Origin of the sequence: Pseudonocardia adelaidensis, assembly GCF_039543345.1 — a bacterium.
Lineage (GTDB): Bacteria > Actinomycetota > Actinomycetes > Mycobacteriales > Pseudonocardiaceae > Pseudonocardia > Pseudonocardia adelaidensis.
This window is the reverse complement of the sequence record NZ_BAABJO010000026.1, coordinates 1-22,794: the sequence shown is the minus strand read 5'-3', so window position 1 is coordinate 22,794 and position 22,794 is coordinate 1. Positions and strand designations below refer to the sequence as shown.

Here is a 22,794-nt window from a genome sequence, read left to right as displayed (position 1 = left end):
GAATGCGACAGGTGAGCAGATCCGTGCACGACGACGACGCGATCGACGAGCCCGATCTCGCATTGCTGCACGCCCTCCAGATCGCGCCGCGGGTCTCCTGGGCCGAGGCGGCACGTGTCCTCGGTTCGAACCCCGCGACCCTCGCCGCCCGCTGGAACCGGCTGCGTGAGCGTGGGCTGGCCTGGGTCACCGCGTACCCCGGCGGCAGCTATCGGCACGTCACGCTCGCGCTGGTCGAGGTCGACTGCCTCCCCGGCGCGCGCAAGTCCGTCGTCGAGGCGGTGTGCCGCGACCCCCGGGCGGTCACGGTCGAGGAGTCCACCCGCGGCCGGGACCTGTTGCTCACCGTCATCACCCCGGATCTGGCCGCGTTGACCGCTTTCGTCCTCGACGACCTCGAGGCCCTGCCGGGCGTCGAACGTCAGCGCACGTACGTGGCCACCGCGGTGCACCGGCACGGAACCCATTGGCGGCTCGACGCGCTCGACCCGGCACAGGTGAGCGCCCTCGAGGCGGAGCGGGCCCGATCGACCCCGGCCGACCGGACGACGCCACCGGCGAGGGCGTGGCCGCTCATCGCGGCGCTGGCCGTGGACGGCAGGCGCACGGCGGCCGACCTCGCCCGGTCGACGGGGCGCAACACCGCGACGGTGCGCCGCCAGCTCGCCCGGCTCGTCGCGTCCGACCTGCTGTCGTTCCGCTGCGAGCTCGCCGCCGAGGTGTCCGGCTGGGCGGTGAGCAGCACCTGGACGGCCCACGTCGAGCCGGCCGACCACGAGCGCACGATCGCGGCGCTGGCCACCCTCCCCGAGCTGCGGATGTGCCTGTCCATGACCGGCGACGCGAACATCGCGATGACGGTGTGGACCCGATCGCTGCACGACATGCTGCGGATCGAACACCTCTTCGGCGAACGGCTGCCCTGGATGCGGCTGCGCGACAACGCCGTCAACCTGCGCACCCCCAAGCGCATGGGCTGGATGCTGGACGAGCGCGGGCGGGCGACCGGAGAGGTGGTGGTGCCGACGGCCCTCGCCGCGCGCTGATCCCGCGGCTCACGACCGGTACCCGGCGCGGCGCGCCCATTCGTGCCGGCGCAGGCACCCACCACACGAGGTCGCCGGCCGGTTCCCGGCCCAGCTCATCGGCTACCCGGTCCGTCTCCCGCGGAGCCCCGGCACCGTGCGGCGACCGGTCCCCCGGCTCGGGTGCCGGCCACGACACCGCCCGGCACGCCGCGCAGCACCTCCGACCCCGGACCGCTCGGCCCCGCGACGGCCCACGAGCTCCCGTGAACGTCCGTGATGTGACCATCCGGACGGTTGGTCACACCCTCCGCCGCCCGCGGGTCATGCCTTCGAAATCGGACATGACGATCGGAGCAGCACCATGAGCGACATCGACGTTCAGGGGACGGTGGCCGAGGGCTTCGAGGCGGTTCGCGATGAGTTCGCCACCGCGGTCGACCCGCAAGCCGGTGCCCAGCTGGCGGTGTACGTCCACGGCCGCCTGGTCGTCGACCTGTGGACCGGGGACGGGGTCGCGGAGGACACCCTGACCGGCGTCTACTCCTCGACCAAGGGCGCCGCGACGCTGACCGTGGCGGTGCTGGTGCAGGACGGCCTGCTGGAGCTGGACGAGCCCGTCGCTCGCCACTGGCCGGCGTTCGCCGCCGCGGGCAAGGACCGGATCACCCTGCGGGACGTGCTCACCCACCGCTCCGGCGTGATCGGCGTCGACGGCGGCCTCACCGCCGACGAGCTCGCCGACGACCGGGTGATCGCGCAACGGGTCGCCGGGCAGCGGCCCTACTGGAGGCCGGGCACCGCGTACGGCTACGGCGGCTTCGTGACGTTCGCGATGGCGGGCGAGGTGGTCCGCCGGGCCACGGGCCGCTCGCTGCAGGCCCATTTCGAGGAGCGGGTGCGCGCCCCCTTCGGCCTGGACCTGTACCTCGGGCTGCCCGAGGCCGAGGAGGGGCGGTTCCGGGAGGTGCTGCCGGGCCTCGCCGGCCCCGACGAGCTCGCCGCGTTCTGGGCGAACCTCCCCGGGCCGCACAGCCTCACCGGAATCGGGTACGGCCTGAACTCCACCCCGCCCCTCGACCAGGTGGCCTTCCTCAACGCGCGCCGGGTGCGCGCGCTCGGCCAGGCATCTGCCGGTGGCGTCGGCAGCGCTCGAGGGCTGGCCGGGATGTACACGGCCGCGGTCTTCGGTCTGGATGGCCGCCCCCCGCTGCTGGCGCCCGGCACCCTGGGCGAGTTCGCCATGCCCCACTCCGTCGGCGGCGACCTGGTGACCGGCAACACGCACTACGCCCTGGGATTCCAGGCCAAGGGTCTGCGCTTTCCGTTCCTGAGCGCGAACGCCTTCGGCCACAACGGGTCCGCGGGCTCGGAATCGTTCGTCGACCCCCGCAGTGGCATCGCCTTGGGATACACCCGCCGCCGCTTCTCCTTCGACTGGTCCTATCCCGAACACGACCGGCTCGCCGCCGCCGTCCACCGAGCGGCGGCCGCGACCTCCTAGGGAGCACCATGTCGTCGCAGACGAGGCCGTTCGCGCCGCTGGTGGTCCTCCTGCTCGCATCCTGGCCCGGCGCCGTGGCGCAGGCTGTGGACGTGCGGACGTCGGCCGGCCGAGGGTCGGGCGGCCTCCAGCTGCGCGGCGAGCCGGAACAGGGTCGCCTCGTCGCCGTACCGGCCGAGGAAGTGCGCGCCGATCGGAAGGCCGTCCACGTTCCACCAGAGCGGCACGGACATCGCCGGGTTGCCGGTGATGTTGGCGACGAGCAGCGGGTAGGCGACCGTGCGACGGCCGCGCTCGGCGGCCCGCAGCGGCTCCCGCGGGGTGGAGGTGATCTCACCGAGCGGCGCGGGAGGCTCGGACGTGGTCGGTGTGAGCCAGGCGTCGAACCCGGTGAGGAAGCCCGCGACGGTGCGTGCGAACGCCTGCGGCTCCTCGACGGCGAGCAGGCGGGGCCCCGGTCCCCCCGCGGCGAGCGCCCGCTCGCCGCGACGACCTCACGAGCCGCCACGCAGCCGGGTCGGTTCCCGCGCCGACCGCCCGGGCAGCGCGACCGCGCACGCCAGGCCGGCCACCAGTGCGGCGGCGAAGACGCCGAGGATGGTCCGGTGCTCGCCGAGAACGGCGGACCGGTCGCCCGTGAGGTCCACCAGGTGTCCGAGCAGCGCGACGCCGACGACCCCGCCGAGGTAACGCATCGTCGAACCGATCCCCGCCGCGGCACCGCTGCGCTCCCGCGGGACGGCGGCCAGTGACGCGCTCTGCGCTGCGGGGGTCGCCAGCCCGACCCCGAGACCGAGCACGGCGAGCGGCAGCACGAGTGACTGCAGCGACGACAGGCCCGTCGCCGCGAGCAGGCCCACCGCGGCGAGGCAGGTGAGGGTCCCGCCGACCGCGACCAACCGCGCCCCGATCCCGTCGGTGAGCCGCCCGGCCACCAGTGAGGCGAGGACCATCGCGGCCGTCAACGCCACGAGGAGCCTGCCGGTGGCCGCGGCGTCGACCGCGAGCAGCACGGAGAGCACCTGCGGCAGCTCGAACAGCAGCGTGTACATCACCAGGTTCTGCAACGCGACGAGCAGCGATCCGGCGGTGAACGCCACCAGGCCGAACAGCTCGAAGGCGACGACCGGGTCGGTGGCCCGGCGCTCCCACCACACCAGCGGCACGAGCAGCGCGGCGCACGCGCCCAGGAGAACGGCAGCGGTTCTCCCGGAGGCCTGCAGGCCGAGCACCAGCGCGGCCAGTGTCACCGTGAGCAGGACGCTCCCCACCACGTCGATCCGTTGACGGTCCCGGGAGTCCGCTCGCCGGGTGCGTCCCGTCGCCGCGAGCACGACCGCGAGACCGATCACCGGAAGGTTGGCCGCGAAGATGCTGGGCCAGCCGAAGGCGCTCACGAGCTCGCCCCCGACCACCGGGCCGATGCCGGCCGCCAGCGACATCACCGCCCCGAACAGGCCGAACGCCCGGCCGCGGCGCTGCGGCGGCAGCTCGATCCGCAGCAGCGCCACGGTCGCCGGCACGATCGCGGCTCCGCCCGCGGCCATCAGGACACGCGCCACGGCGAGCACGCCGAGTGCGGGAGCAACCAGGCCCAGCACCGCACCGGCCGCGACCAGGGCCAGCCCCAGCGACAGGACCCTCCGGTGTCCGAGCCGGTCTCCGAGCTTCCCGCCAGGGCCCTGCAGCACGATCGCGGCCACGAGGTAGCTCGCCACCACTGCCTGCGCCACCGTCCCGGGCGGACGGGCGAACTCACGCGCGATCTCCGGCAGCGCCACGGCGATCATGGTGGAGTTGAGCGGCATCAGCGACGAGGCGAGCAGGGCGGAGCCGAGCGACCACCAGGCGCGGGGATCAGCCACCGGTGATCGGCCGTCGCTGCAGGAGGAAGACCGCGCCGTGGGCGAAAGCGAACTCGATGTCGTGCTCGGGCGTGCCGTAGACCGCGTCACACGCCTCGGCGAGCACGTGCAGCGCGGCGAGCTGCGCGTCGTTCAGGCACGGGCTGCGCACGGCCGCACCGGCGATCGCGACCTCCTCGGTCCCCGCCGGTCCGGCCCGCAGCGCCACGTCCTTCTCACCCGGCGTCCGCTCGAGAACCCGCCCCCGGCGGTCCAGCCGGAACCGGTCGGGGACCACCAAGCCACCCACCACCGCCTCACCCAGGCCCCAGCTCGCCTCGATCACCCGCTCCGCAGCACCCGTGACCGGGTTGCGGGTGAAGAGCACCCCGGCCGCCTCGGCGGGCACGAGCTCCTGGACCAACACCCCCATCCGGCAGGGGCCGAGCCCGAGCCGGCCCCGGTACGCGCGGGCCGCGGACCCGTAGCCGGAGGCGTGGACCCGCCGGACCGCCGCGACCACCGCCTCGGGCCGGCGTACCCCGAGCACCGTGCAGTGGGCGCCCGCGAAGCTGGCGGCACCGGAGTCCTCCCCCACGGCGCTGGACCGCACGGCGCGCGAGCCGCCGCGTGCACAGGCGTCGTACAGCGCGTGCAGCACGTCGGGGTCCCCGTGCACGACGGCCTCGACCGCGTCGACGGACAGCGCGAACCCCGTTGGCACGGGAAGCCCGGCGCGGGCGGCCGCCCCGAGCGCCACCGCCTTGCCACCGAACGAATCCCGGTCGGCGGCCTCGACGAGTGCGGTCAACGGGAACATGCAGCCCTCATCCCAGCAGCCGCACCTCGCCCGTCGTCCCGTCGACCCGTAGGCGGGCACCGTCCGGGATCAGCCGGGTGGCCTCCCGCGTGCCGACGACGCCGGGGATGCCGTACTCGCGCGCCACGATCGCGGCGTGGCTGAGCTGACCGCCCCGGTCGGTGACGATCGCACCGAGCAACGGCAGGACGACCGTGAAGTACGGGGAGGTCATGCGGGTGACCAGGACGTCTCCGGACTGGATGCGGTCGAAGTCGGCGCCGTCGGCGACGAGACGGGCCGGGCCCTCGTAGACCCCCCTGTTGACCGCGAGGCCGTGCAGCACCGTCGCGGAGTTGGCGGTGTCCGGGACCCCGAACACGTTGCTCATCGCAGCGTTCACGGCGAGCGTGGCGCGCCGGGCCGGCTCCGGGACCGCCTCCAGCGGCGGGGGCGGGGACGGCGGCGGCCCGAGGAACGGCGGGGCGTCGTCGACGGTCCGCGTCATCCGCCGTCGGAACCGCGCGGCCACCTCCTCCGCGGTCGGCCCCGGCTCGCCACGCAGCAGCGCCGCGAGCTCGGCGGCGTCGGTGTCGACCGCGTGGGCCGGGTCCGCGAGCGCGCCCCGCGCGGCGAGCCGCCGCCCGGCCTCGAGCAGCGCACGGCGGGCGAGACCGACGGCCCACCCGTCGGAGTACGTGGCCCGCTCGTCGCGTAACCGGTTGGCCAGCCGCGCCTCGTGCAGGCGGTCGTCGAACTCGGCGAGGTGCTCGGCGGGCACCCTCCCCCGGATCGCCGTGAGAGCGGAGTCCCCGTCGTCGCCGGGCCCGGTCTTCCGGTGCGCGACAGCCGCCCGGATGGCGCCGACCAGCGTCGCGGGCAGCTCACCCGCCGATGGTTCGCCGACGTCGTAGCCGATCGACCGGTACCGGACCGCGTCGAGGTAGGCGCACGCGGCCGGGCCCGCATCGGGATCCGCGGTGAGGATGTCGAGCACGACCTCGGGGTCGTCGGGCGCGGCGAGGACCGCTCGTGCGTTGTCGGACGCGGCCACGGCGTCCGCGAGCGCCTCCAGCTCGGCGGTGGCGACGCCGGTGGAGACGGCCGATGTGCCGCGGAGCAAGCCCATGAGCTCCCCCGCGGTGGCCCCGGTCCACTCCAGCGCTCCGGCGAGGAAGTCCCCCGTCGCCATGAGGGACGGCGCGCTGTAGCGGTGGTGCAGCTCGATCATCGCCTCGAAGTGGTCCCTGCAGCGGCCGACGTGCTCGGCCAGCTCGTCGTCCGACAGCGCCGCCGGGTCGACCGCCTGCAGGGCCAGGTGCGCGGCGACGGCGCCCGGCTTGACCACCTCGTCCCAGTGGGCCAGGTCCTCCCGCCAGAAGCGCTCGGTGAACGCGCGTGCCGACGTCTCGATGCGGGCCTGCATCTGCTCGGCCGTCGCCGTCCCACCGGCACCGAACGGCAGGCGCTGGGCGTACATGAACCCGCCGATCACCGCCACGTCGTAGCGGCCGAGCAGCAGGCCGTAGCGCGCCAGGCCCTCCGCGAACCCGCGCGGGAAGCCGGAGACCAGCGGGGACCGCGTGAACCACGTGATCGGGCGGGCGAGGTGGGTGGTGTCCAGCTCCCACGTGCCGTCGTCGGGTGGCGCGAACGTCTCGTCGTCCACAGTGGCTCCCTCCGCCGGTCCGGCAAGGTGCGCCGTGGACCGTGACACCGGACACGGGGTATGGGGGACTCGCCGGCCGACGTGACGCCGTTACCCCGGCGATTCCACGCGTTCACCGGAACGCCGAGACCCGTTCACCCGGGTCGGTCGTCGGGCCGGCGACGGGCCCAGCCGCCCGCGAGGACCCGTTGCGGGGCGACGCGGGCACCGTGCCGGGAATGACGGCGCCTCACATTCCCGGGGGTCGCCTCGTCGGACCACTCGGAACGGCATCCCACGTCGGCGGAGTACGTCGAGCAGCCAGGAGGACGTGATGTTGAAGAACGTGATGCTCGTGACGGTCTACGTGCGCGATCAGGACCGCGCTCTGGCCTTCTACACGGAGGGTCTCGGACTCGAGAAGGGCGCCGACAACCCTGGTCCGGAGGGGCGCTTCCTCACGGTCGTGCCGGCGGACGGATCCGTCCAGATCGTCCTGTGGCCGGGTGATCCGACTCGGACCCCGGCGGTCGACGGGACGCCGGGCCCGGTCTTCATCGAGTCGGACGACCTGCGCAAGGACTTCGAGGTGCTCCGTTCCCGCGGCGTCGAGTTCGTAGAACCCGAGCCGGTGGACTACGCGTACGGTGTCCGCCTCACGGCGCTGGACCCGGACGGCAACCGGATCGAGCTCCGCCAGATCCGCGGCGCCGGCTGACCACGCAGGTGGAGCCGGACCGCGATGGCCCGGCTCCACCGTGGAACGTCACGCCGAGGCGGGCGCCAACCGCGCCACCGGCGGCAGCGGCGAGGCCACCGGCGAGGCCTGGAACGCCTGGATCGCGAGCGCGGCGAAGCGCCGGGACGCCGCGACCCGGGCAGCCGGTGAGGCGGCCCGGATACCGCTGTTGGCCATGAGCACGAGGATCACGTCGTCCAGGACGAAGTCGGGGCGCAGGCGGCCTGCGTCCTTGGCGCGACGGGCCAGTTCGGCGACGGAGTCGAGCGAGGACGCGCGCAACGCGGCGAAATCCATCGCGCGGGGGAAGGTCGACATGAAGGCCGCCGTGAAGCCCCGGTCCAGGGCGTGCAACTCGCAGATCCGCTCGATCGCGCGGCAGAAGCCGCGCCATGGATCCGGGTCGGCGAGCCCCTCGTCGACAACGGCGACGCACGCGCGCATCTGGTCCCGGAACGCCTCGGTGACCAGCATCTCCTTCGTCGGGAAGCGGCGGTAGAGGGTGGCGGGACCGACCCCGGCCCGCCGGGCGATCTCCCGCATCGGCACGTTCAGACCCTCGGCGGCGAACACCGCCCGGGCCGCATCCAGGATGCGTTCGCGGTTGTCGCGGGCGTCTGAGCGCAGCGTGTGAGGCAAACGGTCCGTCACCGCTCTCACTTTAGCTAAACGGACGCCGGTGTCCGTTAACGTCCGCCGCGTCGGTCCCATCGATCCCAGAACACGGAGACGACAGTGAAGGCAGTCGCGATCCAGGCGTTCGGAAGCCCCGAGGGCCTCGCGGTCATCGACCTCCCCGACCCGAGGCCCGCCGACGGGCAGGTGCTGATCGCCACCGAGGCGATCGGCGTCGGCGGAGTCGATGTCCTGATCCGGAGTGGCGCTCTCGCCGCCTACGGCTTCTCCGAAGGTCACATCCCCGGCGGCGAGATCGCGGGCACCGTCACCGCGGTCGGCGGCGGCGTCGACGCGTCGTGGGTCGGTCGACGCGTCTGGGCGTTCACCGGCACGGGCGGCGGCTACGCCGAGCAGGCGGTCGCTCCGGCCGCGACGCTCGTCCCCCTCCCGGCGGCCTTGCCGGCCGTCGACGCGGTGACGCTCGGGAGCTCCGGAGTGGTCGCCCACTTCGGCCTTCGCCACGCCCGCTTCGCTCCGGGCGAGTCGGTGTTGGTGCGCGGCGCTGCCGGCGGCATCGGGGTCATGACGGTCCAGCTCGCCGCTCGCGGTGACGCCGGTGTCGTCGCGGTCACGACGTCGTCGCCCGAGCGCGGCGATCGCCTGCGCAAGCTCGGCGCCACCCACGTGCTGGACCGCGCCGGGGAGGGGGACGAGGACGCTCCCGCGGGCTACGACGTCATCGTCGACGTCGTCGCCGGTGCGCACCTGCCGTCGTTCTTCGCCAAGCTCAACCCGAACGGCCGCATGGTGGCCGTCGGCGTGGTCGGCGGTCAGCCGCCGGCGGACTTCGGCATGGAGATGATCGCGGCGTTCCGGAAGTCGATGTCGTTCGCGACCTTCAGCGCCGACACCGTGGCCCAACCCGACCGACGCGCCGTCACCGCAGATCTGTTCGCCGCCGCGAGTCGCGGCGAGTGGGACGCGGTCGTCCACGACGTGCTGCCCCTGGAGGAGGCGCAGGCGGCTCACCGGGAGATGGAAGCCGGCGAGGTGTTCGGCAGGATCGTGCTCGCGCCATCGGGGAGCCCCGCCCTGTGACGCACGGGCAGTGGGTCATGCCCGAGAAGGTCGCCTGACCCACTACCCGCGCCGCTACCGTTCCTGTCATGACCCCAGAGCGTCTGGTCGTGATCGGTGGCGACGCCGCCGGGATGAGCGCGGCCAGCCAGGCGCGGAAACGGCGCGATGCCGATTCGCTGCAGGTGGTGGCGTTCGAACGCGGCCACGCCACGTCGTACTCGGCCTGCGGAATCCCCTACTGGATCAGCGGCGTGGTCGCCGGCGAGAAGGACCTGATCGCCCGCAGCCCGCAGCAACACCGCGCGAACGGCATCGACGTCCGCACCCGCACCGAGGTCGTCGCGATCGACCTGGCGGCCCGGACCGTGCGCGCCCGCGACCTCGACCGGGGACGCGAGTACGACGAGCCGTTCGACCAGCTGGTCTACGCCGCAGGCAGCGTGCCGATGCGGCCCGCCGTACCCGGCATCGATGCCGCCGGCGTCCACGGGGTGCAGACCCTGGACGACGGCGCCGCCCTGCGCGCCGAGCTGGAAGACGATCGGGTCCGGCGCGTCGTCATCGTCGGCGGCGGCTACATCGGCCTGGAGATCGCCGAGGCCTGCAAGGTTCGCGGCCTCGACGTCGCCGTGGTCGACCGCTCACCCACCCCGATCGGCACCATCGACCCCGACATCGGTGCTGTCATCGCCGATGCCATCCGCGGGCTCGGCATCGAGCTCGTCCTCGGCGAGGCGGTCATCGAGATCGAGACCGGTCAGGACGGGCGGGCCGTCGCGGTCCGCACCGACGCCGACCGGCGGCTCCCGGCCGACACCGTCGTCCTCGGGCTGGGAGTACGCCCCGACGTCGCCCTCGCCGCACAGGCCGGCATCCCGCTCGGCACATCGGGGGGCATCGCCGTGGACGCCCAGATGCGCACCCACGTCGAGGGCGTGTGGGCCGCCGGCGACTGCGTCGAGTCGGTGCACCGCCTGTCCGGGCAGCGCGTCGTCGTTGCCCTCGGCACGCACGCCAACAAGCAGGGCAGGGTGGCGGGCATCAACATCGGCGGCGGCTACGCCACCTTCGCCGGGGTCATCGGGACCGCGGTCACCAAGGTGTGTGATCTGGAAGCCGCCCGCACCGGGCTCTCCGAGGCCGAGGCTGACTCGGCCGGGCTCCGCTTCGTCCGTGCGACCGTCGACTCGACCACCCGCGCCGGCTACTTCCCCGGGGCCCAGCCGATCAAGATCAAAATGCTGGCCGAGAAGCGCACCGGGCGGCTGCTCGGCGGCCAGATCGTGGGCCGGGAAGGCGCCGCCAAGCGGATCGACGTACTGGCCACCGCGATCTGGAACGAGATGAGCGTCGACGAGCTCCTCGGCCTCGACCTGTCCTACGCTCCGCCCTTCGCCCCCGTGTGGGATCCGGTGCTCGTCGCCGCCCGCAAGGCATTCGAGGCCGTCGAAGCCGAGATGGGATCGGCTCCGTAGGGGTCCAGGGTCTCCTGGTCATCGATGATCGTCGCTACGGCGGGTCGCGCGGGTGAACCAGGCGCCCGCCGCGACGCACACCGATGCCGAGAGGAACAACGCGTACGCCGAGCCGGATGCCGTGGCGTGGCCGACGAAGGCACCCGTGGTCGCGACCCCGAGGGTTGCTCCGGCTTGGCGAACGGCGTTGAGCAGGCCTCCGGCGGCTCCGGCGGTTCCTCGTGGGGCGACACCGAGGATGGCTGCCACCACGGCGGGTAGCACGAACGACACCCCGAAACCCGTGAGCAGCAGCCCGAGCGCGAGCCAGGCGTACTCGGCGCGCGCCCAGGCCGCGCAGCCGAGCACAACGCCACCGGCGACGAGCAGCGCCATCCCGGTCAGGATCGGCGGGCGCGGCCCGAAACGCGCCACCATCCGGCCGGTCACCGGCGGGTTGAGCGCGAAAGGCAGGGTGAGCGGCAGGAACGCCAGGCCACTGAGTACCGCGCTGAGGTGGCGATCCTGCTGGAACAGCAGGGGCAGCACGAACAGGCTCCCGTTGAGGGCGAAGGTCACCGCCGCGCCGACCGCGAGTGCTGCCCGCACGTCGCCGCTGCGCAGCAGTGCCCGGTTGAGCACGGGCCGGGCGCTGCGCCGCTCGAGGACGGCGAACACGGCAGCCACGAGCACGGTGCCCGTTCCCGAGCCGGCCGCGTGCGCCCAGGCGCCCGCACCCGCCGCGATGAGCGCGTCGGTCAGCAGCACCAGCACCGCGCAGGCCGCCAGGTGCGCCGGCCAGTCGATGCGCTCCTCACCGGCCGGGCAGCGCACCGCACGGCCGGCCGCGAGTGTCAGCACGAGCATCGCGATCGGCACGTTGAGCAGGAAGATCGCCCGCCAGCCCGCCAGGTCGACGAGTGCGCCACCGATGATCGGCCCGGTGGCGACCGCCGCACCGCTGATCGCCGCCCAGGTCGCGACGGCGCGGGCGCGCTCGGTCCGGTCCGGGTACAGCCGCGCGATCAGTGCCATCGACGCGGGCACGCACGCGGCGCCGGCAGCGCCGAGCACCGCGCGGAGCGCGACCAGCACCCCCAGTGCGGGAGCGAGGGCACACAGCAGCGATCCGGCGCCGAACACCGCGACGCCCACCCGGAAGACCCGGTGCGCCCCGAAGCGGTCGGCGACCGCGCCGGCCGACAGCAGCAGTGCGCCGAACACGACCGTGTAGCCGGCGGTCGCCCACTGGAGACCGGAGATCGAGGTGTGCAGGGACGCGGCGAGGTCCGGCTCGGCGACCGAGAGCACGGTCATGTCCAGCAGCACCATGAAGTACGCGAGCGAGATGCCCAGCAGCGCGAGGGCTCGACCACCCGGCCTCGTCATCTGCGGGTCGGACGTTCGGGAAGCTGTCACGCCTGTCACTGTCCGGATCGGCCGCCACCGGCTCCACCGGCACGCCCGCACCCGCGTTCGGAAATTCCGAACGCGGCGTGCTGGTTGACAACCGCCATGGAACTGCGCCAGCTGCGGACCTTCGAGGCCGTGGTCCGGCATCGCACGGTGACCGATGCCGCCGTCGCCCTGGAGATGGCGCCATCCAGCGTGTCCGAACAGATCCGCACGCTGGAGAAGTCCCTCGACATCGCATTGTTCGAGCGGACGCCCAAGGGGATGCGCCTGACAGGTGCGGGCGAGCGTCTGCTGAGCTGGGCGCGACGCCTGCTGGATCAGGCCGAACAAGCCCGCCGCGAGGTGAGCGCCCTGCGCCAGGCGGTGCGGCTGGGTGCGCTGGAGACCATCGCCGGCACCTACATCCCGGGCGTACTCGGCAGGCTTGCCGAGCGCCGACCCGACATCTGCGTGGAGGTGCGCTCGAGCGCGAGCCGCGACGATCTGCTCGCTGACGTCGCGGCCGGGCGCCTTGAGGCGGCACTGCTGCTGGACACCGGCGACGCCTTGGGCGACCTCGGTTTCCCCGCCCCGGCCGAGCCACTGGCGTTCCTCGACCTCGACGCTGTTCCGCTCGTCCTGGTCGCCGCGAACGGCCACCGGCTTCTCGGGCGCCCGCAGCTGACCCCTGCCGACCTCGCCGGGGAACGGCTGCTGGTCAACGTTCCGAACTGTTCCTTCTCCATGGCCGCCGACAAGGTCATCGGTGGCAGCCCGACGCGAGTCCACGCCGGCGCGGTCTCGGTGATGCGCACCTGGACCGAACAGGGCCTCGGCATCGCCCTGCTGCCCGAGTTCGCCGTGTCCACCGCACTGGAGTCCGGCACCCTCCACCGGCTCGACTTCCCCACCCCGGACCTGAGCCTGCGGCTCGTCTGGCGCGACGACCGCGCGGATCTCCCCGGACTGCGCGACGTCCTCTACGCCGCCGGCGCCTGACCGCACCCGTGGGCTGCCCGACCGGCCGAGCGAGCCGGCCCGCTGCCCTCACAGCGCCGGCGCGAGACGCCGGCGCGCCGGTCCGCCGCCGACCGGTTCATGCAGCTCGAGGATCTGCCGGTTGCTGGGGGCGTCCGATCGGGTCACCTGTCCGTGGCGATCTCGACGTCGACGACGACGCCGTAGTGGTCGCTCGGCCACACCCCGTCGGTGGGCCGGTCGAAGGCAACGCTCGCCGAACGGATCTCGCAGCGCGCCTTCGGATGGGCGTGCCATGAGCCGGTGAACACGTAGTCGAGCCGGCCCCGGTGTCCGGGCTGGCGCACGATCCGGTCGAACAGGGCGGCGGCGTTGGCGTTGTCGACGCTCCAGGTATGGCCCGGCCCGTTGCCGGCGACCTCCCACGCGTCGTGGTAGTGGACACTGCGTCCGGACAGCGACTGGCGACCGGTGAGGTAGCGGATGCTGGCCGCGTCGGGGTCGGCGTTGAAATCACCGGCGATGATCGTGGGCAGCTCGGTGCGGTGCCGGGCGTCGAGATCCCCGAGTGCAACGGCCTGCCGCTCGCGGACGGCTTCGGCGTCCAGCTGCCAGGACGCGGTGGCGGAGATGAACAGCAGCTCACCCACGTCCGGCAGCGGGACCTTCACCGCCACGGTGCACCACGGAACGTCACCCGCACCCGCCAGGCGCTGGTCGAGGACCTCCACGACCGTGTGGGGCCAGCGGGTGGCCACCGCGTTGCCGCCGTAGCGGTCGGCGAACGGCGGCGCGTAGGCCATCACGTCGGCCTGATGGGTGCTGTGCAGCCCGGTGCCCTCCAGCAGCTCGTCGAGATGCTCGCGGCCGACGACCTCCTGCAGCGCGACGAGCTCGGGCGCGAGGCGACGCAACTCCTGGTTGAGCAGGCCGATGCGCCGAGGGTCGCCCTCGTCGTTCTGGACGTTGATCGTGACGGCCCGCAGCCGCATGCCGGTGCTCCGATCGTTCGGGTGCGGTCACTCCCGGATGACAGCAAGGTGGCCATGCTGCCGTGTTACGTCAGCATGGCCACCTTGCTGCGGTCGTGACGGGCAGGGGCCACCTGTCGGCGGTGAGCGCCCGCTGCTCGGCAGCCGACACCTCCCGCGCCGCCGGCAAGAACCGCCGACCGGCCTCGGTCGGCCGCACCCACCGCGACGACCGGTCGAGCAGGTCCGCCCCGAGCTCGCGTTCCAGCCGCCGCACCTGCTGGCTCACGGGCGTCGCCGGCCGAGACAGAAGCCGGGAAGTACTCGCGAAGCAGCGGGTCGTCGCATCTCGACAAGGACATCCACCGGCCTGCTGCGCGACCGAAGCCGGGAACCTCCGCCGGCGGAGTACCCGACGCCTACGACGACCAAGACCGGCCCCGAGGTCGATCCGCGTGCAGCTGCGGGGTGGTGGGTCGACTCGGCGAACCGTACGATCAGGACAGGGCGTGCCGGGAAGGCTGGTCGGCAGCAGGTACGGACTGCGCGAAAGGCCCCGGCGATGACCGCATCGTCCACTCCCCGTCACGACGACCACGACGCCCTGTCGGAATGGGAGCGCCGAGTCCTCGCCGGCACGCTGCTACCGGCGCCGTGGCGGGCCGCGCTCGGACTCACCACCACGCTGGTCGTCGTCCCGTGGCTGCTGCTCGCCGCCACCGAGAAGAACGGCCGGACCGAAGCCCCTGATCGGCACCGTCCGCCGAACGAAGGATGTGGAACTTGTGCTCACGACCGTACTGATCGTGCTCGTCGTGCTCGTGGTGCTGCTCGTCAGCGGCGGGGTCCGGATGGTGCAGCAGTACCAGCGCGGTGTCGTCCTGCGCTTCGGGCGGCTCCTGCCCGAGGTGCGGCAGCCCGGCCTTCGCCTGATGATCCCGGTCGCCGACCGGATGGTGAAAGTGCCCGTCCAGACCATCGTGCTCGACGTCCCACCCCAAGGCGCCATCACCAAGGACAACGTGACCCTCAGCGTCGACGCGGTGGTGTACTTCCGGGTGACAGACCCGGTGAAAGCAGTGGTCAACGTCGAGAACTACCTCGGCGCCATCTCCCAGGTCGCCCGGACGTCGCTGCGGTCGGTGATCGGCCGGGCCGACCTGGACACCATGCTGTCGGACCGAGAGCGGGTCAACGCCGAGCTGCGTGCAGTGATCGACACCCCGACCGATGAATGGGGGGTCTCCGTCGACCGGGTGGAGATCAAGGACATCGCGCTTCCCGAGAGCATGCGCCGCGCGATGGCCCACCAGGCCGAGGCCGAGCGGGACCGCCGCGCCCGCGTCATCGCCGCCGACGGCGAGTACCAGGCCTCCACACGGCTCGCGGACGCCGCGCGGGTCATGGCCGACACCCCCGGCGCGCTGCAGCTACGGCTCCTGCAGACCGTCAGCGACGTGGCCTCGGACCAGAACAGCACCCTGGTCATGCCGCTACCGGTGGAGCTTCTGCGTTTCTTCGAGAACGCGACCGGCATGTCGAGCCGCGAACGAACCGGTTCCGCATCTGCCGACGCCTCGATCCCCCCGCCACCGCCCGCCGACCCCACCGCGCTCGCCGGAGGGCACCAGCACACCGATGGTGACGAGACCGCGAAGCGCGCGCTCACCACAGATCCGGAGGCAGATCCTCGGTGAGGACATCCAGCTCACCGCACATCGTCGCCGCGTAGGCCGCTCGCGTCCGCTCGTCGAACTCGACGACCGTCAACCGCCTCTCCCGCAACGCCCGCTCGAGCCGTCGGACGACGGCCTGCCGCTCGACATCGGACGCTCGGTGGTCGCGTTGCACGTGAGCTCCCGTCGCCGTTCCGGATGGTTCAAGGGTAGTGCTGCCGAGCAGCGGGTCCAGCCGCGCTGGGCCGGTCCCGATGGTGCTCGCTGATCTGCGGACGGACCGCACCGGCGGGAGCTCGCCACCTCGAACCGGACCGATGGCTGTCGTTACCGGTAACGCCGGGTCACGGGGCGGACGACCGGAGCCGGCGGACGAGCAGGAGCAACAGCGGAGCTCCGACGACGGCGGTGACGATGCCGAGGGGGCGGTGCGTTCGGGTCCCTCGTCGCCAGGGGCGGACAACCGCTCAGGCGTCCACGCGATGGTGGGGCAGGAGACCGGGTCGGCGACCTCCTCCGCTACGGCCGCTGACCGTTCGCTTCGGGCCGGCCGTGACCGGTTCCGACGGCCCGGTGAAGGTCCGGCGGTATGAGCCCGGCGACAGTCCGATCGCGGCGTGGAGGTGCTTGCGGAGCAGCGTCGCACTGCCGAACCCGGCGGCGGTGGCGATCTGGTCGACGGTCAGGTCGGAAGTCTCGAGCAAGCGGCGCGCCGTGTCGATCCGTCGCTGGATCAGCCACTGGGCCGGACTCTCGCCGACCTCGGCGCGGAAGCGGCGGGAGAAGGTGCGCACGCTCATGTTCGCCTGACGCGCGAGGTCGAGCAGGCCGATCGGCTCGTCGAGGTGGGCCAGCGCCCAGGTCCGGGCGGCGGCGGTCGACGATTCCGGGTCGATCGGCAGCGGGTGTTCGATGAACTGGGCCTGGCCGCCGTCCCGCCAGGGGGCGACGACGCATCGCCGGGCCGCACCGTTGGCCACCTCGGCCCCGTGGTCGCGCCGAACCAGGTGCAGGCACAGATCGATCCCCGCGGCACCGCCGGCCGAGGTGAGCACCTGGCCGTTGTCGACGAACAACACGTCGGGATCGACCGATACCTGCGGGAAGAGGTCCGCAAACGCTCGGCACAGGGCCCAGTGCGTCGTCGCGGATCGGCCGTCGAGCAGGCCCGCTGCGGCGAGCACGAACGCCGAGGTGCAGAGGCTGACGATGCGACTGGACGGCGGGACGCGTGCGAGCGCCGCGGTGAGCTCGTCCGGAAGGGCACCGGTGGCCAGCAACTCGGGCGTCGGTTCCTGCGTCGCGATCACGACCGTCTCCGCCCGTGCGAGCAGGCCCTCGTCGTGCTCCACCGCGACGACGAAGTCCTGGCTGGTGCGCACGGGTCGCCCACCGAGCGAGCACGTGGACACGCTGTAGAGGTTCCTGCCGTGCCGATCGAGGGCCTCGCGGAAGACCCGGGCCGGGATACCCAGGTCGAACGGGATCACCCCGTCGAGGGCGAGAACGGCGACGCGATGGGGCATGGCCAGAATTTTACGCACGATGTCCTTCTAGCCACTGCCTTGTGTTCTCGAGTCGGGCGAGGCTGGACGCATGCCCGAACAGATCAACACCATGCGTGCGGTCGTCCAGCACCGTTTCGGTGGTGGCGAGGTGCTCTCCGTCGAGACGCTCCCCCGGCCCGTGCCACTGCCCACCGAGGTTCTCGTCCGCGTCCGTGCCGCCGGGGTGAATCCCGTCGACTGGAAGACCCGGGAAGGACACGGCATGGCCGGAGCCCTCGGCGAACCGCCCCTCGTCCTCGGTTGGGACGTGGCCGGCGTCGTCGAGGAGGTCGGGTTCGGTGTCACGACCCTCGCCGTGGGAGACCGGGTCTACGGCATGCCGTGGTTCCCGCGCGCAGCGGGTGGCTACGCCGAGTACGTCACCGCGCCGGCGCGCCAGTTCACCCACTCGCCGACCTCGCTGAGCGACGCGCAGGCCGCGGCGGTGCCGCTGGCGGCGCTCACGGCATGGCAGATCCTCGTCGACACCCTGCACGTGCAGCCGGGACACCGGATCCTGATCACGGCCGCGGCCGGGGGCGTCGGCCACTTCGCGGTCCAGTTCGCCCGCCATCTCGGCGCGCACGTGTTGGCGACCGCGAGTCCCGCGAACCACGAGTGGCTGCTCGAGCTCGGCGCGAACGAGGTCGTGGACTACCACGACGCCGGGTACGAATCGCTGATCAAGGACGTCGACAGCGTCGTCGACCTGGTCGGCGGGGGCGAGGATCTGCGGCTGGTCGCCTGCCTGCGCCCCGGCGGGTCGATCGTGGCCGTGCCCGGCGGGGAGTCCGACGCGCTCGCCGCCGCGGTCGAGGCCATCGACGGCCACGCGTCCTCGTTCCTCGTCGAGCCCGACGGTGCCGCGCTCGGGCAGATCGCCGAACTGATCGACGCCGGCGACGTGCGGGTCGAGCTCGCGCGCACCTTCCCCCTCGAACAGGCCGCCCGCGCGCACGCCCTCGGCGAGACGAACCGCACCCGCGGCAAGATCGTCCTGACCCTCGGCTCCTGAGGAGACCACCATGTTCTACGAGATCCGCCGCTACCAGGCCCGCCCCGGACGCCGGGACGACTGGGTCCGCTACATGGAAGACACCGTCATCCCGTTCCAGCAGGCCAAGGGGATGACCGTGATCGCCTCGTTCATCGACGAGGAGGACCAGGACGGCTACGTCTGGATCCGCCGGTTCGACGACGAGGACGACCGCGTGACCCGCTACACCGCCGTGTACGAGGACCCAGAGTGGCGCGAGCGCATCGGCCCGACGGTCGGCGAGCTGCTGCTCACGGACCGCTCCGTCGTGACCCGGGTGCACCCGACGCCCGCATCGGCGATGCAATGACCCGCGGGACGACCGGCTCGGACGACCTACGAGATCGTCGAGTGGATGCCGGGCGAGAAGGTCGTGATGCGGACTGCCCAGGGGCCGTTCCCCATGGAGACCACTTGCACGTGGACGACGGTGGATAACGCTCGCACTCGAATGTCCTCGCGCAACCGCGGCGAACCGGCCGGCTTCGGCCAGATCCTCGCACGTGTGATCGCCACCGCCCTCCGGCGCGCCAGCGACGAGGACCTCGCCGCGATCAAGCGGATCCTGGAGCGCCGCCGGCGTGACCGGTGTGGGCTTGCCAAGGTCCACCAGTCGGCAACCAGCGCGGGGACGAACGCACCCGTCCCTGCGAGGCGTCGTCCTGAACTCGACCACCAGCGAGGCGAACAGCTGGTGGGCCGAGGTGGGGCGCCGTCATCGAGTTCCTGGAGTTGCCGGTCTTGGCGTTGTGCCGAGGACGAGATCACGAGCCGCGGTCCCGGCTGCGTCTCGGCAGCGGTGTGCGAGTCCTTGGCTGGGCGAAACGGGCGGCCGAGCCCACCACGCCGCCGCCGCTGTCAGGAGTCGGCGGGCCGAGCCCATGCCGTCGTGACCTCGATGGCCGCCTCGATGCTGCGGGAGACAGGACAGGCCTGTTGGTGCGTTGTGAGTGCGCGGTCGGCAGCGTCGCGCTTGTCCTCGGGCACCGCCACGCCGCTGTATTCGACGTGGATCCGCTTGATGACCAGGACGTTGTCCTCGAGCTCGATCTCGCCCCGAGCGTGTCCCACCAGACCGGTGGGATCGATCCGCCGGGCCGCGAGGGCGCCGGCGAACGTGCCCGTCAGTCAACCGGCGGCAGCGCCGACGACGTGGTCAAGTGTGGTGGCGTGCTCGGGAAACTGACCGCGTGCGTGGCCGTAGTGCTCGGCCACCGGGCCATGGGTGCCGTAGTAGACCGGGTCGGCTTCCGCGGGTAGGTAGGCCCGCCGCACCGGCCCGTTCTCGCGCTCGATCCGGACCTCGGAGACGTAAACGATGTCGCCCACTGGAGCTCCTTTCCGACTCGTGAAGGCTGGCAGGTCGACGTCCCGTTGGCCAGCCAACCTGCTGTACGGGCTTCCTCGAGATGGCCGCCCGCGGGCGGATGCCGAGCGCATCGCGAAGCGCCCCGTCGGTGCCGATGCTCTCGGGGCTGGTGCGCGAGAAGCGTGTCGGACCTGCTGTGGTCGCCGCGAGAAGCTCGCTTGCTCAGACCTCGAACCGCGAGCGCCCGCATGGTGACGGCGACCTGGTCCAGTGCCGAGGTGACCCGGCCGCCTCGAACTCGAGCCCAGCCGAGTGCGCCGTGCTGAGTCCGGAACGCGAGAACTACCTGCGGACCGCAGATCGTGCACAGATCGGGTTTCCGCGCCGCGCCCGTCTGTACGTGTGAGATCGACTCACGGGAGGCTCGCACGATGCGGAAACTGATCTTCGGCATGAATGTGACCCTGGACGGCTACATCGCCGCGACCGGCGACGACATCGGCTGGAGTGGGCCGCCGAGCGACGAGCTGTTCCAGTGGTGGCTCGACCAGGAGCGGGCGAGCGGACTGTCGCTGTACGGGCGCAAGCTGTGGCAGACGATGTGCTCCTACTGGCCGACCGGCGACCAGCAGCCCGACGCTTCCCCGGCGGAGATCGAGTTCGCGCGGAACTGGCGGGACACGCCGAAGGTGGTGTTCTCCTCGACGATCGACGAGGTCGACTGGAACACCCGCCTGGTCACCGGCGACGCGGTCGCCGAGATCACCCGGCTCAAGGCCGAGGACGGCAGCCCGATGGGCATCGGTGGCGCAACGCTCGCCGGGGCGGCCATGCGGGCCGGGCTGATCGACGAGTACGTGCTGGCCACCCACCCGGTCGTGGTGGGCGGCGGCACGCCGTTCTTCACGGCGCTGGACAGCTGGGTGAACCTGAACCTGGTGGAGACGCGGGCGTTTCCCGGCGGTGTGGTGCTGACCCGATACGAGACGAGGCGATGAACGCGGGCCAGGTGCTCGGCTCCTGAGGCCGGGTCGAAATCCTTCCCGGCGTGTTCACCGTGACCCTGGTTATGTGGGCACCCGTCCCCGGCCCTTCGTTGCGTTCCGGGGACGAGGACGACGGCGTCGGTGATCGTGACGATGTTCTTCGGGGCATGAGAATGCCCCGCCGGCACGTCGGCGGGGCGGTGGTGTTCGCGTTGTCGGTTGGTGTTCAGCTGGTCGGGGTGCTCCATTCCGCGGTGACTTCGGTGACGGCGGCCCCTGCGCCGGCCTCGTCGACGATGGGGACTCCGTCTGATGACAGTGTCGGGGGCAGGCCGAGCCATGGTTTGTCGGTGGCGTCGAATCCGGTGAGATCGGCGATCTTCCTGTCGACGATGCGCAGGACCGCGATGGCAAACAACCGGTACTCCGGGGCATCGGGGGTGCGGCGGTACAGCACCGCGGCAGGCATGCGGTTGACCGTCGTGGTGATACCGCGCCAGTCGTCGTAGCCGCGCTGGAAGAGCCCACCGGAGACCCAGCCGTCCACCGCGTCCTCGGCCGTCATGATCACGGTGCCCAGATCGGGAAGCATCGCGAAGCGCAGGTCGTCGCGCAGCAGTGACATCAACCCGCTGAGGTCGTTGCGCTCGTGGGCGTCGATGTACGACTTCACCACGCTGCGCTCGTCGTCCGACAGCTCGTGGGTGGCGGGGCTCCGCCAGTCGAGGCGGCGGCCGGGCAGCCGCTCGCGCATCGTCACGCGCGCCCGCTGCAGTGCGCTGGTCACCGAAGCGACGGTCAGCTCGAGGGCGTCGGCGGCCTTCGACGCCGGCCAGCCGAGGACGTCGCGCAGGATGAACACCGCCCGCTGCCGCGGCGGCAGGTGCTGGACGGCGACGATGAACGCCAGCTCGATCGTCTCCCGTGCCACCACAGATTCCTGCGGGTCCTCGGGGAGCATCCGGTCGGGGTACGGCTGCAGGTACAGCATCTCGGAGCCGGGGTCCGGCAGCTCGGACGGGACGGCTGTGCGGTCGTTGCGCTTCTCCAGGAAGTCGAGACAGGCGTTGGTCGCGATCCGGTACAGCCAGGTCCGCAGCGCAGCGCGGCCCTCGAACGACTCCCGCTTGTTCCACGCCCGCAGGAACGTCTCCTGCGTCATGTCCTGGGCGTCCTCGTAGTTCGCGAGCATCCGGTAGCAGTGCACCTGCAGCTCACGCCGGTGGCGCTCTGTGACGAGCGCGAACTGTGCTGTGTCATCTGAGCGGGCCGCCGCGATGAACGCAGCCTCGTCGGCGCTTAGCAGTCTGGCGTCGGTCATGGTCGTGAATCCTTCCGCGGGTGGCGAGGGGCTACCAGAACTGACGACCTGGCGGAGGATTTCTGATCGGTGAAGCCGCTGGCACCGGGCCGTTCGTCGCGCCCGATGGGTCAGGTCGATCCAGGGGGACGTGCTCCGGGTCGGGCATACCCGTACCGCTGCTACCGAAGGGCCATGTGGCCGCCTGCGCGGGCGTCGACCAGCGGCAGGTGGCGAGGATGTGGAGGACGGCGGTACTGGGCGCGGATGGTGGGAGGTCAGCCCCCGGGGATATCGGGGCTGACCTGGTGTTATAGCGGTGGCCGATACTGGGGTCGAACGAGTGATCTCTTCGGTGTGAAGGCAAATCGCCGGCCAGCTGATGTTCCCTGATCCCCGCTCGGCCCGCTCGACATCGTCCGTCGACGTCCCCGGCGATCGTCCGGTGCCCTTGGTGCTTGTCTCGCAGTTCGTCACTCAGGGGGCGGGCGCGCTGATCTTGCTTGATGCCAGATCGGTCGCTCAGGCAACGTCCGTCGACGTCCGCCGCGATCACCAGGCGGCCTTGGTGATCGTCACGCAACGGCTACCGCCACCGCGAGTTCGACACCCACGCCGGCACCCTGGACGTGGCGATCCCCAAGCTGCGCTCCGGCTCCTACTTCCGGAGTGGCTGCTCGAGCGCCGCCGCCGCGCCGAACGGGCTCTGACCACGGTGGTCGCCACCTGCTACCTGCTCGGTCGGGGTCGACGATGCCCTAGGTGTACTCGGCCAGGACGTTGGTGACGGTCGGGATGGCGTGACACGCGGCCAGCGGTAGTTGATCGAGAGAGAGCCCCCGGGTTGGGGTGTGGCTTGTCTAGGACCCGACCCGCTCCCCGGAG

The 22,794-nt window shown here is 72.2% G+C and carries 23 protein-coding genes and 1 pseudogene; 11 read left to right on the top strand and 13 right to left on the bottom strand.

Annotation, left to right across the window (positions count from 1 at the left end; translation table 11 throughout):
• Positions 1-11 precede the first annotated feature (11 nt).
• Entirely contained in the window at positions 12-1,046 is a 1,035-nt protein-coding gene (locus tag ABEA81_RS28935; RefSeq protein ID WP_345609178.1) for an Lrp/AsnC family transcriptional regulator, read from the top strand.
• 343 nt (positions 1,047-1,389) lie between these two features.
• Positions 1,390-2,529, top strand: a complete 1,140-nt coding sequence (locus ABEA81_RS28930; protein WP_345609176.1) for a serine hydrolase domain-containing protein — start codon at positions 1,390-1,392, stop codon at positions 2,527-2,529.
• Here ABEA81_RS28930 and ABEA81_RS28925 read toward each other — a convergent pair.
• From ABEA81_RS28925 to ABEA81_RS28910, 4 genes are read right to left on the bottom strand one after another with little or no spacing between them, the layout of a single operon-like run.
• Positions 2,526-2,975: an amidase family protein gene (locus ABEA81_RS28925; RefSeq protein WP_345609387.1), complete on the bottom strand. Its 450-nt coding sequence runs from the start codon at positions 2,973-2,975 to the stop codon at positions 2,526-2,528. The genes ABEA81_RS28930 and ABEA81_RS28925 overlap by 4 nt on opposite strands.
• A gap of 48 nt (positions 2,976-3,023) precedes the next feature.
• Positions 3,024-4,394 carry an MFS transporter gene (locus tag ABEA81_RS28920; protein WP_345609174.1) on the bottom strand — a complete coding sequence of 457 codons (1,371 nt, stop codon included), beginning with the start codon at positions 4,392-4,394 and terminating at the stop codon, positions 3,024-3,026.
• A complete protein-coding gene (locus tag ABEA81_RS28915; protein ID WP_345609172.1) occupies positions 4,387-5,193 on the bottom strand; it encodes a PEP/pyruvate-binding domain-containing protein in 807 nt (268 codons plus the stop codon). Before ABEA81_RS28915 ends, ABEA81_RS28920 begins: the two co-directional genes overlap by 8 nt.
• A 7-nt stretch (positions 5,194-5,200) precedes the next feature.
• Entirely contained in the window at positions 5,201-6,841 is a 1,641-nt protein-coding gene (locus ABEA81_RS28910) for a PEP-utilizing enzyme (RefSeq protein ID WP_345609170.1), read from the bottom strand.
• Between the two features lie 313 nt (positions 6,842-7,154).
• Between ABEA81_RS28910 and ABEA81_RS28905 the strand changes: the two genes are divergently transcribed.
• Positions 7,155-7,538 (top strand): VOC family protein, encoded by a 384-nt coding sequence (locus ABEA81_RS28905; RefSeq protein WP_345609168.1) that lies wholly within the window; start codon positions 7,155-7,157, stop codon positions 7,536-7,538.
• 48 nt (positions 7,539-7,586) lie between these two features.
• On the opposite strand, the gene ABEA81_RS28900 is transcribed toward ABEA81_RS28905, so the two are convergent.
• Positions 7,587-8,210, bottom strand: a complete 624-nt coding sequence (locus ABEA81_RS28900) for a TetR/AcrR family transcriptional regulator (protein WP_345609166.1) — start codon at positions 8,208-8,210, stop codon at positions 7,587-7,589.
• A gap of 84 nt (positions 8,211-8,294) precedes the next feature.
• Here ABEA81_RS28900 and ABEA81_RS28895 point away from each other — a divergent pair, with 84 nt between their 5' ends.
• A complete protein-coding gene (locus ABEA81_RS28895; protein ID WP_345609164.1) occupies positions 8,295-9,275 on the top strand; it encodes a zinc-binding dehydrogenase in 981 nt (326 codons plus the stop codon).
• A 68-nt stretch (positions 9,276-9,343) separates the two neighbouring features.
• Complete coding sequence (locus ABEA81_RS28890) at positions 9,344-10,732, top strand: FAD-dependent oxidoreductase (protein WP_345609162.1); 1,389 nt, start codon at positions 9,344-9,346, stop codon at positions 10,730-10,732.
• 18 nt (positions 10,733-10,750) lie between these two features.
• On the opposite strand, the gene ABEA81_RS28885 is transcribed toward ABEA81_RS28890, so the two are convergent.
• Positions 10,751-12,130 (bottom strand): MFS transporter, encoded by a 1,380-nt coding sequence (locus ABEA81_RS28885; RefSeq protein WP_345609160.1) that lies wholly within the window; start codon positions 12,128-12,130, stop codon positions 10,751-10,753.
• A 96-nt stretch (positions 12,131-12,226) separates the two neighbouring features.
• Between ABEA81_RS28885 and ABEA81_RS28880 the strand changes: the two genes are divergently transcribed.
• Positions 12,227-13,105 carry a LysR family transcriptional regulator gene (locus ABEA81_RS28880; protein ID WP_345609158.1) on the top strand — a complete coding sequence of 293 codons (879 nt, stop codon included), beginning with the start codon at positions 12,227-12,229 and terminating at the stop codon, positions 13,103-13,105.
• A 143-nt stretch (positions 13,106-13,248) separates the two neighbouring features.
• Here the strand turns inward: ABEA81_RS28880 and ABEA81_RS28875 are convergent, their stop codons facing one another.
• Both ABEA81_RS28875 and ABEA81_RS28870 read right to left on the bottom strand, forming a co-directional pair.
• Positions 13,249-14,076 carry an endonuclease/exonuclease/phosphatase family protein gene (locus ABEA81_RS28875; RefSeq protein WP_345609156.1) on the bottom strand — a complete coding sequence of 276 codons (828 nt, stop codon included), beginning with the start codon at positions 14,074-14,076 and terminating at the stop codon, positions 13,249-13,251.
• Positions 14,077-14,146: 70 nt separating this feature from the next.
• Complete coding sequence (locus ABEA81_RS28870) at positions 14,147-14,644, bottom strand: LysR family transcriptional regulator (protein ID WP_425570718.1); 498 nt, start codon at positions 14,642-14,644, stop codon at positions 14,147-14,149.
• Positions 14,645-14,840: 196 nt separating this feature from the next.
• Here ABEA81_RS28870 and ABEA81_RS28865 point away from each other — a divergent pair, with 196 nt between their 5' ends.
• The gene (locus ABEA81_RS28865) at positions 14,841-15,752 is read left to right on the top strand and encodes a slipin family protein (RefSeq protein WP_345609154.1); all 912 of its coding nucleotides are present in this window, start codon (positions 14,841-14,843) and stop codon (positions 15,750-15,752) included.
• On the opposite strand, the gene ABEA81_RS42775 is transcribed toward ABEA81_RS28865, so the two are convergent.
• Together ABEA81_RS42775 and ABEA81_RS28860 are read right to left on the bottom strand one after the other, a co-directional pair.
• Positions 15,721-15,906 carry a DUF1707 SHOCT-like domain-containing protein gene (locus tag ABEA81_RS42775; RefSeq protein WP_425570711.1) on the bottom strand — a complete coding sequence of 62 codons (186 nt, stop codon included), beginning with the start codon at positions 15,904-15,906 and terminating at the stop codon, positions 15,721-15,723. The genes ABEA81_RS28865 and ABEA81_RS42775 overlap by 32 nt on opposite strands.
• Positions 15,907-16,198: 292 nt before the next feature.
• Positions 16,199-17,257 carry a GlxA family transcriptional regulator gene (locus ABEA81_RS28860; RefSeq protein WP_345609152.1) on the bottom strand — a complete coding sequence of 353 codons (1,059 nt, stop codon included), beginning with the start codon at positions 17,255-17,257 and terminating at the stop codon, positions 16,199-16,201.
• A 70-nt stretch (positions 17,258-17,327) separates the two neighbouring features.
• Here ABEA81_RS28860 and ABEA81_RS28855 point away from each other — a divergent pair, with 70 nt between their 5' ends.
• Together ABEA81_RS28855 and ABEA81_RS28850 are read left to right on the top strand one after the other, a co-directional pair.
• On the top strand, positions 17,328-18,293 hold the full coding sequence (locus ABEA81_RS28855; protein WP_345609150.1) for an NADP-dependent oxidoreductase: 966 nt from the start codon (positions 17,328-17,330) through the stop codon (positions 18,291-18,293).
• 10 nt (positions 18,294-18,303) lie between these two features.
• Positions 18,304-18,624 (top strand): NIPSNAP family protein, encoded by a 321-nt coding sequence (locus ABEA81_RS28850; protein WP_345609148.1) that lies wholly within the window; start codon positions 18,304-18,306, stop codon positions 18,622-18,624.
• A gap of 548 nt (positions 18,625-19,172) precedes the next feature.
• On the opposite strand, the gene ABEA81_RS28845 is transcribed toward ABEA81_RS28850, so the two are convergent.
• Both ABEA81_RS28845 and ABEA81_RS28840 read right to left on the bottom strand, forming a co-directional pair.
• Positions 19,173-19,442 carry an OsmC family protein gene (locus ABEA81_RS28845; protein WP_345609385.1) on the bottom strand — a complete coding sequence of 90 codons (270 nt, stop codon included), beginning with the start codon at positions 19,440-19,442 and terminating at the stop codon, positions 19,173-19,175.
• Positions 19,443-19,643, bottom strand: a complete 201-nt coding sequence (locus tag ABEA81_RS28840) for a hypothetical protein (RefSeq protein ID WP_345609146.1) — start codon at positions 19,641-19,643, stop codon at positions 19,443-19,445.
• 411 nt (positions 19,644-20,054) lie between these two features.
• Here ABEA81_RS28840 and ABEA81_RS28835 point away from each other — a divergent pair, with 411 nt between their 5' ends.
• Positions 20,055-20,621, top strand: coding sequence for a dihydrofolate reductase family protein (locus ABEA81_RS28835; protein ID WP_345609144.1), 567 nt, complete (start codon positions 20,055-20,057; stop codon positions 20,619-20,621).
• Between the two features lie 214 nt (positions 20,622-20,835).
• Here the strand turns inward: ABEA81_RS28835 and ABEA81_RS28830 are convergent, their stop codons facing one another.
• Positions 20,836-21,930: an RNA polymerase subunit sigma-70 gene (locus ABEA81_RS28830; protein ID WP_345609142.1), complete on the bottom strand. Its 1,095-nt coding sequence runs from the start codon at positions 21,928-21,930 to the stop codon at positions 20,836-20,838.
• A 551-nt stretch (positions 21,931-22,481) separates the two neighbouring features.
• On the opposite strand from ABEA81_RS28830, the pseudogene ABEA81_RS28825 reads away from it, so the two are divergent.
• Positions 22,482-22,663, top strand: a pseudogene (locus tag ABEA81_RS28825) (transposase); the annotation flags it as partial.
• Between the last annotated feature and the right edge of the window lie 131 nt (positions 22,664-22,794).